This is a genomic window from Paenibacillus aceti (genome assembly GCF_003614185.1).
Taxonomy (GTDB): domain Bacteria; phylum Bacillota; class Bacilli; order Paenibacillales; family Paenibacillaceae; genus Fontibacillus; species Fontibacillus aceti.
Map to the genome: position 1 here is coordinate 273,913 of NZ_KZ987724.1, position 17,397 is coordinate 291,309.

General features: G+C 48.8%; 14 protein-coding genes and 1 riboswitch. Of the genes, 13 read left to right on the plus strand and 1 reads right to left on the minus strand.

Annotated features, from left to right (window positions below; genetic code table 11):
* Window positions 1-70: 70 nt before the first annotated feature.
* A complete protein-coding gene (corA, locus tag BFJ94_RS01175) occupies window positions 71-1,006 on the minus strand; it encodes a magnesium/cobalt transporter CorA (RefSeq protein WP_120460418.1) in 936 nt (311 codons plus the stop codon).
* Between the two features lie 507 nt (window positions 1,007-1,513).
* Window positions 1,514-1,636: riboswitch (SAM riboswitch) on the plus strand.
* A gap of 128 nt (window positions 1,637-1,764) precedes the next feature.
* Here corA and metA point away from each other — a divergent pair.
* The 13 genes from metA to BFJ94_RS01235 all read left to right on the plus strand — a co-directional run bounded on the left by metA (window position 1,765) and on the right by BFJ94_RS01235 (window position 17,366).
* Window positions 1,765-2,700 carry a homoserine O-acetyltransferase MetA gene (gene metA / locus BFJ94_RS01180; RefSeq protein ID WP_120460421.1) on the plus strand — a complete coding sequence of 312 codons (936 nt, stop codon included), beginning with the start codon at window positions 1,765-1,767 and terminating at the stop codon, window positions 2,698-2,700.
* 36 nt (window positions 2,701-2,736) lie between these two features.
* On the plus strand, window positions 2,737-3,906 hold the full coding sequence (locus BFJ94_RS01185; RefSeq protein WP_120460423.1) for a PLP-dependent transferase: 1,170 nt from the start codon (window positions 2,737-2,739) through the stop codon (window positions 3,904-3,906).
* A gap of 300 nt (window positions 3,907-4,206) precedes the next feature.
* On the plus strand, window positions 4,207-5,343 hold the full coding sequence (gene mqnC / locus BFJ94_RS01190; protein ID WP_120460425.1) for a cyclic dehypoxanthinyl futalosine synthase: 1,137 nt from the start codon (window positions 4,207-4,209) through the stop codon (window positions 5,341-5,343).
* A 108-nt stretch (window positions 5,344-5,451) separates the two neighbouring features.
* Window positions 5,452-6,378: a putative sporulation protein YtxC gene (locus tag BFJ94_RS01195; RefSeq protein WP_162944103.1), complete on the plus strand. Its 927-nt coding sequence runs from the start codon at window positions 5,452-5,454 to the stop codon at window positions 6,376-6,378.
* Window positions 6,379-6,807: 429 nt separating this feature from the next.
* Entirely contained in the window at window positions 6,808-8,745 is a 1,938-nt protein-coding gene (gene thrS, locus BFJ94_RS01200; RefSeq protein WP_120460430.1) for a threonine--tRNA ligase, read from the plus strand.
* 239 nt (window positions 8,746-8,984) lie between these two features.
* Window positions 8,985-9,554, plus strand: coding sequence for a 3D domain-containing protein (locus tag BFJ94_RS01205; RefSeq protein WP_120465037.1), 570 nt, complete (start codon window positions 8,985-8,987; stop codon window positions 9,552-9,554).
* A 256-nt stretch (window positions 9,555-9,810) separates the two neighbouring features.
* The gene (locus tag BFJ94_RS25270) at window positions 9,811-9,975 is read left to right on the plus strand and encodes a hypothetical protein (RefSeq protein WP_162944105.1); all 165 of its coding nucleotides are present in this window, start codon (window positions 9,811-9,813) and stop codon (window positions 9,973-9,975) included.
* A 521-nt stretch (window positions 9,976-10,496) separates the two neighbouring features.
* Window positions 10,497-11,540, plus strand: a complete 1,044-nt coding sequence (gene liaF, locus BFJ94_RS01210) for a cell wall-active antibiotics response protein LiaF (protein ID WP_308424632.1) — start codon at window positions 10,497-10,499, stop codon at window positions 11,538-11,540.
* 4 nt (window positions 11,541-11,544) lie between these two features.
* Window positions 11,545-12,591, plus strand: coding sequence for a sensor histidine kinase (locus BFJ94_RS01215; RefSeq protein WP_120460435.1), 1,047 nt, complete (start codon window positions 11,545-11,547; stop codon window positions 12,589-12,591).
* Complete coding sequence (locus BFJ94_RS01220; protein ID WP_120460437.1) at window positions 12,584-13,237, plus strand: response regulator; 654 nt, start codon at window positions 12,584-12,586, stop codon at window positions 13,235-13,237. The genes BFJ94_RS01215 and BFJ94_RS01220 overlap by 8 nt, the downstream gene beginning before the upstream one ends.
* A 144-nt stretch (window positions 13,238-13,381) precedes the next feature.
* The gene (locus BFJ94_RS01225; RefSeq protein ID WP_120460439.1) at window positions 13,382-14,974 is read left to right on the plus strand and encodes a S1C family serine protease; all 1,593 of its coding nucleotides are present in this window, start codon (window positions 13,382-13,384) and stop codon (window positions 14,972-14,974) included.
* Between the two features lie 234 nt (window positions 14,975-15,208).
* Window positions 15,209-15,898 carry a response regulator transcription factor gene (locus tag BFJ94_RS01230; RefSeq protein ID WP_120460442.1) on the plus strand — a complete coding sequence of 230 codons (690 nt, stop codon included), beginning with the start codon at window positions 15,209-15,211 and terminating at the stop codon, window positions 15,896-15,898.
* A 4-nt stretch (window positions 15,899-15,902) separates the two neighbouring features.
* Window positions 15,903-17,366, plus strand: coding sequence for a sensor histidine kinase (locus BFJ94_RS01235; protein WP_120460444.1), 1,464 nt, complete (start codon window positions 15,903-15,905; stop codon window positions 17,364-17,366).
* Window positions 17,367-17,397 lie beyond the last annotated feature (31 nt).

A 17,397-nucleotide genomic window follows, 5' to 3' on the forward strand; every position in this document is an offset into this window, starting at 1 on the left:
GCTTAACGACAGTAAAAAAGAGGAATATTCATAAACGGACAGATCCGCCAGTGAATATTCCTCATGATGTTCAAATCCAGTCCCGCTTGCGGAATAAATAGAACATGCCTACCCCAAGCACGGCCATAATGCCAAGGACTACATAATAGCTATATTTCCAATGCAGCTCAGGCATATTGTCGAAGTTCATTCCATAGATCCCCGTAATCAGAGTCAGAGGAATGAAGATCGTTGTAATTGCCGTGAACACGCGCATAATTTCGTTCGCCCGGTTAGCGATCGAAGCCTGATAGGCTTCTCTTAAGTTCCCGATCAATTCGCGGAATGTATCGAAGTTTTCAGCGATTTTAACCGCATTTTCATAGATATCGCTGAAGTATTTTTGCAATTGATCGTCAATCAGACGCAAATCCTTCTTATTTAAGATGTTAATAACTTCTTTTTGCGGACCGAGCATTTTCTTCAGCCACAGAATTTCACTTCGCAGCCCGATGATCTCGTTCAGATGCGAACGCTTCGTGTGCATCAGAATATCTTCTTCCAGATTCTCAATCTTCGTCTCAATCCGGTCGCCGACTGTGAAGTAATTATCCACGACAAGGTCGATGAGCAGATAGAGGAACCAGTCTGGCGCGCTGACCTCCTGTTCCCACAGGAGAGGCTTAACCGCGCGAAGCTCGTTGATTTTCTGCTTGGTAACGGTAATGATATAATGCCGTCCGAGGAAAATATTCAATGACCGCAGGAAGATTTCCTCATCATCATAACGGATACTGTTCACTACAATGAAATAGTGATTCTCATAAGTCTCGATCTTAGGCCGCTGTTCTTCTTCCGAAAGACAGTCTTCAACGGCCAAATCATGCAGCGAGAATAGGGGTTGAAGCAGAGCGAGATCCTCGGTCCCTGCATCGATCCAATAGAACCCTTCCTCTGGAGGGGTAGTCGTAACTTCCACATCCTCTACTGCTGTAAATACGCCATCTTTAACATGACGAACTTTCATATTTAATTCACTCCCTTTTCCTGGCCATTACGTCAGGGTATGCACTTTAGATGAAGCACAGGAAAAGACAGCGTCAATTCAGGATAGACATGGGAAAGAGGCGTCACTTAATAAAACACCGGGTAAAGAAGTGCCCGCGCTAAATCCACAGGTCGTCTGTTGACCGTTTTTTCCTATGCGGTTGTATAAAAAATACCTCTGCGGACTCGGGTCGCCTTCCATCTCGGATGTTCACCTCTTCGTTCCAGTTTTTAAACACTTGTCTAGTATAACGCTGTGTGCTTCGATGTTTCAAGAGGGACTTCAAAAAGTCATTTTTTCATAAGAGGCCTTTGATCAAAGCCATTGCAAGGTTTGAGCGACGCGGTGCCAAGCGGGTTGTCGGTCATTTCCGGGGCCGCTTTCAGGCTGGATAAATTGAAAGTGATGAAAGACTTGTGAAAATGTAGAAATGATGTATAATGAGATCAAATCAAATTTAAAACAAATGAATACAAAATACATTTTTTCTTATCAAGAGTAGGTGGAGGGACTAGCCCGATGATACCCGGCAACCGGCGAGCTTCGCACGGTGCTAATTCTTGCAGGATCGATCAGTCGCAGGACTGCTTGATCTCTGAGAGATGAGAGAGGTATATTCAGTCAGATTTCAGATGGCCTTTCTCGAATTACGAGTTAGGCCATTTGTTGTATCTCCAGCTTTTGAAAATGACAAATGATTTGTATTCAAATTTATGAAAATGAGGAGTGGGAACATTATGCCAATCAAGATCCCGGATCATTTGCCGGCCAAGGAAGTGCTTAATCAAGAGAATATATTTGTAATGGATGAAAGTCGGGCATATCGTCAGGATATTCGGCCACTCCGCATTGCGATACTAAATCTTATGCCAACAAAAGAAACGACGGAGACACAAATATTGCGTCTGCTCGGCAATACGCCTCTGCAGGTGGATATCGTACTTCTGCATCCGCGCTCCCACACCTCGAAGAATACGTCGGCTGAGCATCTGGAAATGTTCTATAAAACTTTTGATGAAATTAAACATCGCCGCTTTGATGGTTTGATCGTGACTGGCGCTCCTGTGGAGCAGCTCGAATTTGAAGAAGTGAATTACTGGCAGGAGCTGCAGGAAATCTTCGATTGGAGCAAGACCCATGTAACTTCGACGCTCCATATCTGTTGGGCTTCACAGGCCGGATTATATCATCATTATGGCGTACGCAAAGTCCACTTGGAACAGAAATGCTTCGGGGTATTCCCTCATACGGTGAACAAACCGCATGTTAAGCTGCTGCGCGGCTTCGACGAAGTATTCCAGGTTCCCCATTCCCGTCATACCGATGTCGCGCGAGAGGATATTGAGGCGATCGATGAATTGGAGATTTTGGCGGAATCGGAGGAGGCGGGCATTTATCTCGTTGCTACCAAGGATGGCAAGCAAATTTTCGTAACGGGCCATTCCGAATATGATCCTGGCTCCTTGAAGTGGGAATATGATCGGGATGTTGCCAAAGGGCTTGATATCGATCTGCCGCTTCACTATTATCCTAATGATGATCCTACCAAGACGCCGTTATCCACATGGAGATCGCATGCAAACTTATTATTCTCCAATTGGTTGAATTACTATGTGTATCAAGAGACTCCATACAATATTGATGAAGCAAAAGAATTCATATATCAGATATAAGCTTGCTATAGGCTTGGGAAGGGAAGAAGAATAGGAATGGATAAAAAGTGGCATATCGAGAGTAAACTGGCGCAGATCGGTTCAATGGAGGAGCCGGTTACAGGCGCAATCAATTATCCCATATATCAAGCAACGGCCTTTCGTCATCCGCGGCTGGGGCAGAGCACTGGGTTTGATTATTCCCGCACGAAGAGCCCTACGCGGACGATCCTTGAACAAGCGGCGGCCGAGCTGGAGTCCGGAGATGCCGGGTTTGCCTGTAGCTCGGGCATGGCGGCGCTGCAAACCGTATTTATGATGTTCTCGCAGGGAGATCATTTGATCGTCTCGCTGGATCTGTATGGAGGTACATACCGGCTGCTTGAACGCATCTTGGCGAAGTTCGGTGTGACGGCTTCCTATGTGGATACGAATGAACTGGATCAGTTGGAGAGTGTCCGCAAGCCGAATACCAAAGCGGTATTCATTGAAACGCCGACCAACCCGCTGATGATGGTCACCGATATAGAGTTAGCAAGTAACTGGGCGAAGCAGCATGGGCTGTTGACGATCGTGGACAATACGCTGCTTACCCCCTATTTCCAGCGACCGCTGGAGCTTGGTGCGGATATTATCGTTCATAGCGCGACGAAATATCTAGGCGGACATAATGATGTATTAGCCGGAATCATCGTGACGAAAGGGGAGGAGCTGTCGCAGGAGATGGCCTTCCTGCACAATTCCCTGGGCGCTGTGCTCAGTCCCTCGGACAGCTATCAGCTGATGCGGGGAATGAAGACCCTGGCGCTGCGGATGGAGCGGCATGAGAGCAATGCGCTGGCGATTGCCAAATATCTGCAGACGCATCCGCAGGTGTCGGAGGTATTCTACCCGGCCCTGCCAGACCATCCGGGCTATGAAATTCAAAATAAGCAGAGCAGCGGCAATACCGGCATCTTCTCTTTCAAGGTGGCGGACGCCCGTTATGTCGAGCCAGTGCTGCGTCATCTTAAATTGATCGCCTTCGCAGAGAGTCTCGGCGGTGTGGAATCGCTGATGACTTACCCTGCGGTACAGACACATGCTGATATTCCGGTAGAAATTCGCGAAGCTATCGGTGTCGATGATCGCCTGCTGCGCTTCTCTGTAGGAATCGAGCATGTCGATGATCTGATCGAAGATCTACGGCAAGCGCTGGAGGCGGCAAGAGTAGAGATAGAAGGTTGATTCCTGTAAAATGCAGGAATTTCCTTAGAACCGCGGAGTTTGAATGATAAAGCCTGCATTTCTGCAGGCTTTTAATCATTCCAGCTCAAATTCCTAACTGACTCGTAGTTTCGTGAAACCTCTGTAGCCGTTTTTATTGAAAAAATCATCGATATACGCTCGTAAAGGGATCGCAGAAGCTTAGCATCTGATACCAAATCATTTGCTGTTTTTTGGCCGGGAGTATGTTAGGATAAATTTATCATTATTATTATCTGCATTTGTGATAGTTATATATTGAAGTAAGAGGGAGGGCGCTATATGACAGCTATTGATCATATACTAGATAAAGCTCTTAAGGGAGAGCGCGTTAATCTGGAAGAGACGATTGCCCTGTTCGAATCCAGTGAAATTGAGAAGATGGGGCATGTTGCCAACATTCTTATGGAGCGCAGGCACCCTGAGCCTGTGACTACATTCGTGATTGGACGCAACGTGAACTATACGAATATTTGTGATGTCTATTGCCGTTTCTGCGCTTTCTATCGCAGACCTGGATCGGAAGAAGGCTATGTACTGCCTACTGAGACGATTCTGCAGAAAATCCAAGAGACGATCGATGTCGGCGGGACAGAAATTTTGATGCAGGGGGGGACGAATCCGAACCTGCCGTTCAGCTATTATACGGATCTTCTTAAGGAGATCAAGGCTCATTTCCCAGACATTACGATGCATTCCTTCTCTCCGGCGGAGATTATGAAGATGAAGGAAGTATCTGATGGACTATCCCTGGAGGAAGTATTGCGGCAAATCCATGCAGCAGGTCTGGATTCTCTGCCAGGCGGCGGAGCTGAAATACTGGATGACCGCACACGCCGTAAGATCAGTCGGCTAAAGGGCTCCTGGAGGGACTGGATGGATGTGATGCAGACGGCGCATAAGATCGGTATGAATACGACAGCGACGATGGTGATCGGCTTCGGAGAGTCGATGGAGGAGCGGGCGCTCCATTTAATGCGGGTGCGTGAGGCGCAGGACGAGTGCATTCAGAATCAGTATCCTTCAGAAGGCTTCCTGGCCTTTATCCCATGGACCTTCCAACCGGATAACACGAATCTAAAGAAGGAAAGACAAACGCCAGAGGCTTACTTGAAGACTGTAGCGATCAGCCGGATTGTGCTGGACAATATCAAGAATTTACAATCCTCCTGGGTAACGATGGGACCTGAGGTAGGCAAATTATCTTTGCAGTATGGCTGCAATGATTTCGGTAGTACGATGATTGAAGAGAATGTCGTCTCATCGGCTGGCGCAACTTATAAGGTGAATATCGAAGCCATTCTGTCCATTATCCGTGAAGCCGGCAAGATTCCAGCTCAGCGCAATACGAAATATGATATTCTGCGCGTGTTCGATACAGATATGCATGTTGAACGGGATTTTGTAATGCAGAATTAATTTATAGGTAACATTGGAAAGGCTACCTTTCATTCCATGGGCTTGATCCGTATATCCGTTTTCCCCTCACCATATACTTGTGAAGAGGAAGCGGAAGGGGGAAAGTCCATGGATTTTTTTACAATTCGGATCAATATTGACGGTACAGAGTCAGGGGCCCGGTTTATAGAATGTTTCTCAGGGCAAGATCTGTATATCGACTCAGGCCAGCCAGCAATCAGCTACTTAGCAGACGGCAAAATCATGGATGTTCTCGTTGGCATATCTGGTGAAACTTCGCACGGACGTGGTCAGGCAAACCCAGGATGGGGAGAAGGACATGAGCGAATGATTGAGGGGATCGCCCGTTATGTGATTGAGGTAAAGGAAGCGGCACTTATGTCCGCGATGCTGTCCAGGAAGTATTCCTTTGCCTCCCCCGAGGATTACGAAGCTGTGGTGAAGCAGGGCTTAAGGCTGCTCGGCCCAGATGAATTCGGTTTATCTGCCCAGAAGAAGAGAATCTCTTTGATCAAAAGGGAGCTGCAAAGCTATTTGCAGCATAATGCCTTCGTGCATTTAGACGGCTTGCTGAACTTCAGGCTGCAGGAGTACAGGGATAAGTTGGAGGAAATTATCGACTACGCGGTGGATGAGCTCCTGCTTGATAAGCAGTATGAAGAGTTCATCGGCTTGCTGCAGTATTTTGTTCATTTTCAGGAGCCCTTGACGCCACTGGTTCATTTGATGCACAAAAGAGATCAGGAATTCGTCATCCTTGATGAGCAATTTACTTCCATCCATATCCCTTCCGGCGGCGGTGTAGTAGCCCGAATTGCCGACCAGGAGCTTGAGATGGAGAATGCAGTCGTCAGTTCCTTGATCTCTCTGTCGCCGCTTCGCATCTTAATCCATACACCATGGCCCGAAATGCAGATGATCTCAACGATCTGCCGTATCTTTGGCGAACGGGTGCAGATCTGCTCTCAATGCCCGCAATGCACGATGTTCCATCAAGCTGAACGGTCGAGGGATCAACTGCTTGAGCCGCTATGATCGCTCGATTTCTTGACTAGGGGACAGGATCGCTATATAATTTACACAATGAATCACCTTTTAAAAGCGATGACAAAGATATGAACCAGATTTTGAACTGTACAGAGAGAGGGAGCTTGGCTGGAACTTCCTTCGGTGTCGTTTTTGGTTTACCCCTTTGTAGCTGCTGTTCCGAACCCTGGACGAATTTGGGCGAATGTAGCATTTTTGTTGTCTGTTCGTTATTTATGGTACTAGGAATTGCCGGTTTATGACCGTTACACCATGCTCAAATTAAGGGCTTGTCCTGCTGCAATCTCGTTGCTGTCAAGACGGTCGAATAAGGGTGGAACCACGGGTATATCACGCTCGTCCCTTTTACGGGACGGGCGTTTTTTGTATGTCCGCTTCCGGCGGTCATGGTTAATTATTATGAGGGAGGCAATGAAAGTGGCAGTATCTATTACTTTACCGGACGGTTCAGTCCGGGAATATGCAGAAGGAAGTACATTTGAAGATGTAGCGGCATCGATTAGCAGCGGTCTGCGCAAGAACGCAGTAGCTGGTAAATTGAACGGGGTTGCTGTCGATCTGAATACGCAGCTGCAGGATGGTGCGAAGGTAGAGATTATTACTCTGGATTCGCAGGAAGGTCTGGAAATTATGCGTCATAGCTGCGCCCACTTGATGGCTCAAGCTGTCAAACGGCTGTTCGGCGGCAAAGAAGTGAAGCTTGGCGTAGGCCCGGTGATCGAAGACGGGTTTTATTATGATATGGATCTTGAGCACCCGCTTAACCCTGAAGATCTGCAGAAGATCGAGAAGGAGATGGAACGAATTATCGGCGAGAATCTGCCGATTACACGCCGTGAGGTAAGCCGCGAGGAAGCGATCGCGATCTTCACTGAGCTAGGCGATCCGTACAAGCTTGAATTGATCCGTGATTTGCCGAAAGGCGAGACGATCTCGATCTATGATCAAGGCGAATTCTTCGACTTGTGCCGGGGTCCACACGTTCCTTCCACAGGCAAGATCAAGATCTTCAAGCTGCTCAGCGTCGCTGGCGCATACTGGCGCGGCAACAGCGATAACAAGATGCTGCAGCGTATTTACGGGACAGCCTTCGTGAAGAAAGCCCAGCTTGATGAGCATCTGCATATGCTGGAGGAAGCGAAAAAACGTGACCACCGTAAACTCGGCAAAGAGCTGAGCATCTTTACTTTTAACAATCTGGTTGGACAAGGGTTGCCGATCTGGCTTCCAAAGGGAGCTACTCTGCGTCGTACGCTCGAGCGTTATATCGTTGACATCGAAGAGCGCCTTGGTTACCAACATGTCTATACTCCGGTACTGGGCAGCACAGAGCTGTATAAAACTTCTGGGCATCTGGAGCACTATGAAGAGGATATGTTCCCGAGAATGCAGGTCGATAACGAGGAATTCGTGCTGCGTCCGATGAACTGCCCACATCATATGATGGTGTTTAAGAGCGATCTGCGCAGCTACCGTGATCTGCCGATCCGCATCGCCGAGCTCGGAATGCAGCATCGTTATGAAATGTCCGGCGCATTGACCGGTCTGCATCGTGTTCGTTCGATGACGCTGAATGATGCTCATATCTTCTGCCGTCTCGACCAAATCAAGAGCGAGTTCTCCCGTGTGCTTGATCTGATCAAACAGGTGTATAGTGACTTCGGAATCGATGAATACCGCTTCCGCCTGTCGTATCGTGATCCACAGGATACCGAGAAATACTATCAGAATGATGAGATGTGGAATACTGCACAACGCATGTTGCGTGAGGTTGTAGAAGAGGCTGGCTTGCCGTTCTATGAAGCAGAAGGCGAAGCTGCATTCTACGGTCCGAAGCTGGACGTACAGATCAAAACGGCTCTGGGCAAGGAAGAGACCCTATCTACGGTACAGATCGACTTCCTGCTGCCAGAACGGTTCGAACTGGAATATGTCGGTGAAGATGGGGCGAAGCATCGTCCAGTGGTACTTCATCGCGGTATCTTGGGCACAATGGAGCGCTTTACGGCCTTCCTGCTTGAGAATTTTGCTGGCAATCTGCCACTCTGGCTGTCCCCAGTACAAGCGAAGGTGATTCCGGTATCCGCGCATTTCGAAGAATACGCCCGCAAGGTGGAAGAGGAACTGCGTGCCGGCGGCATTCGTGCTGAGAGTGATTTGCGTAATGAGAAGCTGGGATATAAGATTCGGGAAGCCCAGCTGGAGAAAATCCCTTATATGTTCGTTGTCGGCGAGAACGAACAAAGCAGCGGTACGGTATCCGTACGTAAACGCGGCGAGGGTGATTTGGGAGCGAAGCTTTTAAGTGAGGTTATCGCCTCCTTGAAGAATGATATTGCTAACCATGTTATTTAAATATCAGGTATAAATAGTGGCGCATATGGAGAACCTTCTGAAATAAGGGGGAGGTTTTTCGTATGCGCCAAATTATTTTATGGAAAAGATTTGTGTTGGGTGGTATTTTGACGGGGATGCTGCTGCATGGGATTACTCTGGAACAAGTTCCTGCGGTGGCCAAGTCGGCAAATGTGACGAATATAACGAAGATATCGTATGCAGATCCGTATTATAAACAGAAGCAATATTTCGATAAAATGCGCTTGCTGGAAAGTCAGGCCAAGCAGGACCAATTCGGCAATCCGGTGTTCCTACAGCATTCGGTGAAGAAGCCGAAGCCGATAGATACTGTGCAGGGGACTCCGCAGAAATCGCAGGTGGAGAAGCCGGAGCCGCTTAAGAAGAAAGTGAGTACGGTGAAGGTCATGGCCACCGGGTATACGGCGGGTTATGAATCAACCGGTAAAAAGCCCAATCATCCGGAATATGGTATCACTTTTTCTGGGGTGAAGGTACGCCGTGATAAAAATACAGTCTCTACCATCGCCGCCGACCTGAAGGTGTTCCCGCTCGGAACCATTCTGTACATCCCTGGCTATGGCTATGGGATTGTGGCGGACAAGGGCTCGGCGATCAAGGGCAAGAAGATTGACTTGTATTTCAAGACGACCAAGCAGGTCTATAAAGAATGGGGCAAGAAGGAAGTCGAGGTTCAGGTGATCCGTAAAGGGAACGGCAAGCTGACGGAGGCTATGTTGCGTGAGTTGGGCGAGGCGATGGAGGTTAATCAGGAGATCCCCGAAGACCTCTGGAACGAAGCCGTTTGAGAGGAAGTTCAAAAAGTTCGATTTTGATCACGAAGTATACCGTAGGAGCAGATTCGGCGTCGAATCTTGAATTCAGCCGGGTCTTCCGGTGCTCACGTACCCACAACGTACGCTGCGCTCCTCAGACCAAGATTCATCTAACAAGGTGCATATTTTGCCGGAACTCCTTGCATAATAAAGGTGGTGCGTTGAATGGACGCTCCGCGAAAATCCGATAAGAGTATTCTTGTCGCGAAATGCAAGGGAGGTGAAATCAATGCCAAACCAAAATCAAAATAAAAACAAAGCAGCTTCTCCTGGCTATAAAACACCGAATGAGAAGTTCAATGCTGAGTTCGCTGAAGAGAACACGACGACCATCGCGAAGAAAGCAAAGGCTTCCCGTAATGCTGCGTCGAACCAAAGCTCCAACCAACAATAATTGCAGATACATCCGAGAATTTCAGGGCTCCCGTCAGGGTGCCCTTTTTTATCGGCCCGGTCAAGCGCTAACGAAACTACTGAACGCTATTTGCTCAAAAACAACGGTAAAAAAATGTTAACGATACTCCATATCGTTATTCCGGCGAAACCGACTCATTTAGTGCCTTTTTTGCTCAAATAGCGTTACCTAGTTTGGTTAGATTTTGGAAGACCGCTTTTTGGTGCAAATAGCGTTACCACGTTTCGTTAGAGTTGGGGGAGGTCTGAGATTATGCGAATTATGCATTGTACCCATGGCGAACAACCCTGCACACCATGTGATTCAACGTGAATCCTCCATAATAGCCCGTGGCCCCACACGAACTGCCGCACTTGCTCCATACAGTATGTAAAAAAAAGTAAACCACCTCGGTCTCGGGACCGATAGCATGTTCCATCCTGCGCCGCTGTTACTTGTCATCGGAATGCGTTACACTGTGGTTAGGATGATGACAAGTACGAAGTACGATGGAGGGATACATGATGAAACATAGCTATGTGGGCCGTATGATCGGCGGGCTTGTGCTGATATCGATCGGCGGTATTTTTATACTGAATATGCTCGGAATTACTGATATAAGCATTGGGTATCTATTCTCTACCTTCTGGCCAGTATTCCTTATTCTCGGCGGTATCGCCAGTTTTGCGAATGGGGACAGGCGCGGTGGTAGTATGATCGGCAGTATGGTGCTGATTTTGGTCGGCGGATATTTCCTGGCCAGAAATTTGGATCTGGTTACCCTTGATCCGGGCCAATTCTTCAAGTTCTTCATACCAGCAGCGCTGATTATTGCAGGGGTCAATATGCTGTTCAAGCCGCGATCCCCTAAGAGTCAGGAACCTCCGTTCCCGCCGCCTGCTCCTCCGAAGCCTCCGGTTCCGCCAATCACGGAGATGGAATCGTCTCTGGACTCGATCTTCGATGCGATGGAGAAGCCGAAGAAGGAGAATAAGATGGGACCTGGTCCTGGTAATTTTAACTATAATCCATTTGACGATAATCCATATAATATGAAGCAAGGACAAGGACAAGGGCATGGCCAAGGTCAGGGAATGCATGATGCTTATGGTCCGAAGGGGATGGATGACAAGTCAGGCTGGAAAGGGCAATTCCAGAAGGTGTTTAATGAGTTTGGCTCCAAGGAGACGCTTAATAAATCTGGCTTCATCGGCGATGTGCATATGGGTCAGGATTACTTCGAGCTGCAACCGATGAATATATCGCATTTTATCGGAGATACGATTATCGACTTGACCAAGGCGCAAATTCCTTACGGGGAGACGAGGATTAATATCTCGGCCTTTATCGGTGACGTGAAGATCTTCGTGCCTGACGATATGGAGGTTGGCGTTGTAGCCGTATCGAGTGCCTTTATCGGTGATCTGTCCGTGCTCAAGCAGAAGGAAGGCGGGTTCATGAGCAACATCAAGGCGCAGACCCCATACTATAGTGAAGCTAACAAGAAAGTGAAGCTGATCGTCAGCGTATTTATCGGTGATGTTAAAGTGAACATGGTGGGTTGATACTATGATCGTTCAACGGATATTAAAAAGTACAAAATGGGAGCTGCTGGGATTTTTCCTTCTAACGGGCAGCCTGGCGGCGATTGCCTCCTATATCGGTGTGAAGGCGGGGATCATCATTATTGGTGATCCCCATGTCTGGTTCTATGAGTTAGTTGGCATTATTGTATTGACGCTTGTTATCGGCTATATCGCTGGCCGTCGATTACAAGGCCGGATCGATCTGCTGCATTTGAATTTGCTCCAGGCGGCTAAGGGAAATTTGTCCGTGCGCATGCCGGAGACCCTGGATCAGTCCTTCGCCGGAGTATATCATGAATTCAACAATATGACGGATGCGGTGGAGAAGAAGATGCAGCTGCTGCAGCAGCTTGGCGAGCAGGAGGTCGTGGAGAAGGAACAGGCCGCGGAGCTTGCCGTGCTGGAGGAACGGCGGAGACTCGCCCGCGATCTGCATGATACGGTCAGTCAGCAGCTATTTGCTATTCATATGGCCGCTTCCTCGCTTCCTAAAGTGCTGGAGATCAATGAAGCTCAGGCACAGACCGTGATGGAGCAGCTCATTCTGATGTCGAATACGGCACAGCGGCAAATGCGTGCATTGATCGCACAGCTCCGTCCGATGGAGCTCGTCGGCAAGTCGCTGGCGGAAGCGCTGGATCAGTGGTTCCCCGATTACTGTCGGCAGAATGGGCTTAAAGGGATTAAAGATCTGGATATTCAGGGGGATATGTCCGAAGCCAAGGAGCATCAGTTGTTCCTGATTATCCAGGAAGCGATGGCTAATATCGTGAAGCATGCGGGGGCAAAGGTCGTCAGCTTGTCCCTCAAGGAGGGGCCTAGGCAGGTGACTCTTAGTATTAGCGATGACGGTCAGGGCTTCAGCAGCACTTACCAGAAGCCGGGATCCTATGGGCTGACTACGATGCGTGAGAGGGCTGAGAAGCTCGGCGGCAATGTGGAGATCATTAGTAAGCCGGGAGCCGGAACGACAATACGCGTACATATTCCGAAATTTGAGAAGGGGAAAGAGGCGGCAGGCGATGAGTGATAAAATTAAGGTGATGATTGTTGATGATCATGATATGGTTAGAATGGGACTCAAAACTTATTTAATGATGGAGCCTCTCTTTGAAGTCATCGGAGAAGCGGGAAATGGCAAAGAAGCCGTTGAATTTATGAATTCCTGCCTGGAGAACGGGCTGCCTGATATTATATTAATGGACCTGATGATGCCGGTAATGAACGGTGTTGAGGCGACGAGGGCGGTATTGGAGCAGTACCCACAGATCAAAATTGTCATCTTGACGAGCTTCATTGAGGATGATCTGGTCGTACAGGCTGTAGAAGCCGGGGCGGTCAGCTACTGCCTCAAGACGGTGTCTGCGGATGAACTGATCCATGCACTGCATCAAGCTAATCGGGGGATGCCGGTGATGACTGGCGAGATCGCCCAGGCTCTGACACGCGGTCTGCGCCAGCGGACAGTACAGGGCGATGATACGGATCTGACTGAGCGTGAGAAGGAAGTGCTGCTGTTAATCGCCGAAGGGAAGAGCAATAAAGAGATCGGCGAGGAACTGCATATCAGCATCAAGACGGTGAAGACCCATGTCAGCAACTTGCTGATGAAATGCGAGCTTGAGGACCGTACCCAACTGGCCATTTATGCCCATCGTCAAGGGTGGGTCAGCTAATTTCCTGCTTTTATCTCCTTTTTAATTGTTTTTAAGGTATGTTTAAGGTTCTTGGTACAAAATAATAAATGTAAACGAGATAACAAACGGAACTTCAAACAATCAATTACCCCTGTAGTATTAAGGGGAAGGAGGTATATTACTATGGAAGAGGATAAAAACAAATCGGGTCAGCCATTCAGAGAGAATGAAAATGATAGATCGCAGGGAACGCAGGATTCAGGATCTCCCTACTATTACTCTTATGGTCCATTTCAATCCTATAACAAAGAGACGGAGGGAACGACCACGAGTTATTCGAATAATGGCAGTTCAGAGGATGTAGAAATCACGAGACCTCAGCCAGTAAAGCCATTGCCTAACACATACAATTATCGTTCCACAGCGGATAATATGAATGGCTCCAGTGGAGGCGGCGGGTCATTGCCACCTAAGAATTCAGGGAACTGGCAGTTCAATAAGCCGAAGCAGAAATCATCTATTAAATCGATCGTCGCCGCTTTTCTGGCGGGGATGCTGATTATGGGCGGCGGTATGGTGTTTGCGGATCGCGCAAATCTGTTCACAGGCAATCCGTCGACACCGGCTGTGGCTGAGCAGGGTGTGAATCAAGCCAGCAATTCGACGCCGACCAAGGCGGCAGCTACTTCTTATCCGGTGGCAGGTTCTACAGATGTAGCAGGTGTCGTTAAAGGAGCAGGCCCGGCTGTTGTCAAAATAGAAACCTTGGTTAAGGCGGGCAAGCAATCCAGCGGCAGCAACCCATATACGGATGATCCGTTCTATCGTTTCTTCTTCGGAGATGACACGAATGGGGGCTACGGCAACAATGGAGGCGGCGGATCTTCCTCGAATTCGAACCAGTTGGTTCCAACTGGCATCGGTTCCGGCTTCATCTTCGATAAGACCGGCTATATCCTGACCAATGAGCATGTGGTTCATAATGCCGATGTGGTACAGGTAACGGTGCAGGATACCGAGAAGCCTTACGAAGCCAAGGTGCTGGGCACCAGCTATGAGCTTGACCTGGCTGTTCTGAAGATTGAAGGCGACAAAGACCTCCCGTCGATTCCACTGGGCAGCTCTGACAGTGCACAGGTCGGGGATTGGCTGGTAGCGATCGGGAACCCTAAGGGCTTCGATCACACAGTAACTACGGGCGTGCTTAGCGCGAAGGAACGCAGTATCACTATCGCTGGTGAGAATGGCGAGAAGGATCGTGAGTACGAGCATCTGCTGCAAACCGATGCTTCTATTAACCCTGGTAACTCCGGCGGACCGCTCTTGAACCTGAACGGGGAAGTAGTCGGGATTAACGTGGCTGTTAGCTCGGATTCCCAAGGGATCGGATTTGCGATTCCGGCCAGCACGGTTAATGAAGTGCTCGATAAGCTGAAGAATAATGAGAAGATTCCCCAAAAACCGGCTCCATTCATCGGTGCTACGTTGATGACGATGACGGATGAAGTCGCAGCCCAAATGGCTACGGATGTGAAGGAAGGCTCGGTGGTAACCAACGTCGTATTCAAATCGCCAGCCTATACTGCAGACCTGCGTCCATACGATATCATTACGGGGGCTGATGGCAAGAAATTTGCCACCAAGGAATCGCTGATTGAATATATTCAGAAGCAACAAGTCGATACTGAGGTCACGTTCAATATCGTCCGTGATGGCAACAAGATGGATTTGAAGATTAAGATCGGCAATAAGAACGACTTCCCGAATATTCAGTAAACGGCAGGTCGATGCGTCTGATGCTGGGCGTAAGGAGGCGGCGGGCCTTGGGGCCTGTCGCCTTTTGCTGTAAATTTTAGATGTGTAATATATAATCTGAACCGCGATCATTTATCGTCGAATTGGCTTTGAAATAGAGGGTTTCTTATGTTTTGAGGCCAGTTTTGATAGAATGGTGGTGAGAGAATTTATTCGATGTAATGAGAAAAAGGCTCTGGATAAGGAGATGCTGTCATGAGATCAGTAATATTGGTTATCGATGATGATGAGAAGATTACCTCCATGCTGAGGCGCGGCCTGGCATTTGAGGGCTATGATGTATATACGGCGCAGAATGGATCGGAGGGTCTGTCCATGGTCATGTCGGCAGAGCCGGACGTAATTATTCTGGACGTGATGATGCCGAAGGTTGACGGTTTTGAAGTAATCCGCAGATTGCGCGAAGGCGGCAGCAAGGTCCCGGTTCTTATGCTGACGGCCAAGGATGAGGTGGAGAATCGTGTCAAAGGGCTCGATCTCGGGGCTGACGATTATTTGGTCAAGCCGTTTGCGCTTGAGGAGCTACTGGCTCGGGTTCGCGCTCTGCTTAGACGGAAGGACCAGGGTGGTGGCGAGACGAGCGAGCATCGCTTGATCTTCGAAGATATCATTATGGATCTCGATTCACGTGAGGTTATCCGTGCCGGAGAACGGCTGGAGCTGACGGCGAAGGAATTCGATCTACTGCATCTGTTCATGCAGAATCCGAAGCGGCTCTTAACCCGAGATCTGATTATGGACAAAATATGGGGCTATGATTACAGCGGCGAGTCCAATGTCCTTGAGGTATATATCGCTATGCTGCGGCAGAAGACGGAGGAGTTCGGCGGGAAAAGGGTCATCCAGACGATCCGCGGCGCCGGTTACATTCTGAGAGGGGACTAAGAGCATGTCGATTAGGTTACGACTCACCGCTTGGTACACCAGCATATTGGCAGTCGTATTGATCTTATTCGGTGCTTCGTTCTATGGATTGGTAAGGTATTATACTTACCAGGAAGTGAAGAATCGGCTGGAGGAGCAGGTTAGTCGGGTTCGATCAAGTTTTTATTTAACGAATAATTTGAATGTTCAAGTAGACGCGGGTCAGCTCAATCGCTTGGAGGATGCACAAATCTACGTGCAGGTCTATAACTATTTGAATCGGACCCTGAGCCAGTCGCCCAATATGCAGGATCTGAATCTTAAATTTCCTGTGCCTGATGCAACTTCATCGAAACGAAAAATGACAGGCTTTCAGAGAATTCATATCGGTTCGAACTCTTTTTTGCTATATCAAGGCCCTTTGACATTCGATGATAAGACTAAGGATGTTGTTCACCTTCTGCAGATGGGCGCTTATACCGGGGCAGAGGATCGCTTGCTGGACCTGGTCAGGACCGTGCTGTTGATCGGCTCGTCTATTTCGCTTGTTTTTGCCGGTACGCTAGGTATGTTCTTAGCACGCCAGTCGATGGCGCCGATCGGCAAGGTGATTGAGGCGGCGAATGGAATCCAGACCGGGAATGATCTGAGTGTACGGATTGATTATGATGGGCCGGATGATGAGATCGGCCAGCTGATCGGGACGGTCAATCGCATGCTGGAGCGTACCGAGGGCTTCTATAATGAGCTGGATGAAGCCTATTTAACGCAGCGCCGCTTCGTCTCCGATGCTTCTCATGAACTAAGGACACCGTTGACGACGATCCGCGGCAATGTTGATTTGCTGCAGAAAATGTGGGGGCAGGATGGAGAGAAACGGGTAGAGCTGGATGAAGAGCAGAAGCGCGTCTATACACTGGAGGCGATTACGGATATCGCCGATGAATCACGGCGGATGAGCCGTCTAGTCAATGATCTGCTGTCGCTGGCCCGAGCCGATGCGGGCAAGACTATCGCTAAGGAGCCGCTGGCACTCTCGCCATTAATCGAGGAGGTCATTCGCCGAGCACAGTTTCTTCCCCGTAACGCGGCTTGGCTGCAGGGGGATCTTGAAGCGGTAAAAGGCGTTGCTATTATGGGCAATAAGGATTATTTGCAGCAGCTGCTGTTCATCTTTATTGAGAATGCCTTCAAATATACGCCTGAGGGCAGCGTTACGATCGATGCGGCAAGGCAGGGAGAGCAGATTGGGATTCGGATCAGCGATACCGGCATAGGCATGGATAAGGATGAGGTTCCACACATCTTCGAGCGCTTCTATCGGGCCGATCCATCCCGTGGCGAGATTCAGGGCGTCGGGCTCGGCTTATCGATTGCGAAGTGGATTATCGATGAGCATGATGGCTCGGTGGAGGTAGTAACCAAGCAGGGGGAAGGGACCACTTTCATCATCTGGCTTCCAGCTGTCTTTAATGCCTTGCCTGAATAGGCTATAATAGGGAGGGTTCTTATTATCCGCT

Coding starts and splice junctions, on each gene's coding strand:
- corA (WP_120460418.1), bottom strand. CDS start 1,006: ATGAAAGTTCGTCATGTTAAAGATGGCGTATTTACAGCAGTAGAGGAT.
- metA (WP_120460421.1), top strand. CDS start 1,765: ATGCCAATCAAGATCCCGGATCATTTGCCGGCCAAGGAAGTGCTTAAT.
- BFJ94_RS01185 (WP_120460423.1), top strand. CDS start 2,737: ATGGATAAAAAGTGGCATATCGAGAGTAAACTGGCGCAGATCGGTTCA.
- mqnC (WP_120460425.1), top strand. CDS start 4,207: ATGACAGCTATTGATCATATACTAGATAAAGCTCTTAAGGGAGAGCGC.
- BFJ94_RS01195 (WP_162944103.1), top strand. CDS start 5,452: ATGGATTTTTTTACAATTCGGATCAATATTGACGGTACAGAGTCAGGG.
- BFJ94_RS01205 (WP_120465037.1), top strand. CDS start 8,985: ATGCGCTTGCTGGAAAGTCAGGCCAAGCAGGACCAATTCGGCAATCCG.
- BFJ94_RS25270 (WP_162944105.1), top strand. CDS start 9,811: ATGCCAAACCAAAATCAAAATAAAAACAAAGCAGCTTCTCCTGGCTAT.
- liaF (WP_308424632.1), top strand. CDS start 10,497: ATGATGAAACATAGCTATGTGGGCCGTATGATCGGCGGGCTTGTGCTG.
- BFJ94_RS01215 (WP_120460435.1), top strand. CDS start 11,545: ATGATCGTTCAACGGATATTAAAAAGTACAAAATGGGAGCTGCTGGGA.
- BFJ94_RS01220 (WP_120460437.1), top strand. CDS start 12,584: ATGAGTGATAAAATTAAGGTGATGATTGTTGATGATCATGATATGGTT.
- BFJ94_RS01225 (WP_120460439.1), top strand. CDS start 13,382: ATGGAAGAGGATAAAAACAAATCGGGTCAGCCATTCAGAGAGAATGAA.
- BFJ94_RS01230 (WP_120460442.1), top strand. CDS start 15,209: ATGAGATCAGTAATATTGGTTATCGATGATGATGAGAAGATTACCTCC.
- BFJ94_RS01235 (WP_120460444.1), top strand. CDS start 15,903: ATGTCGATTAGGTTACGACTCACCGCTTGGTACACCAGCATATTGGCA.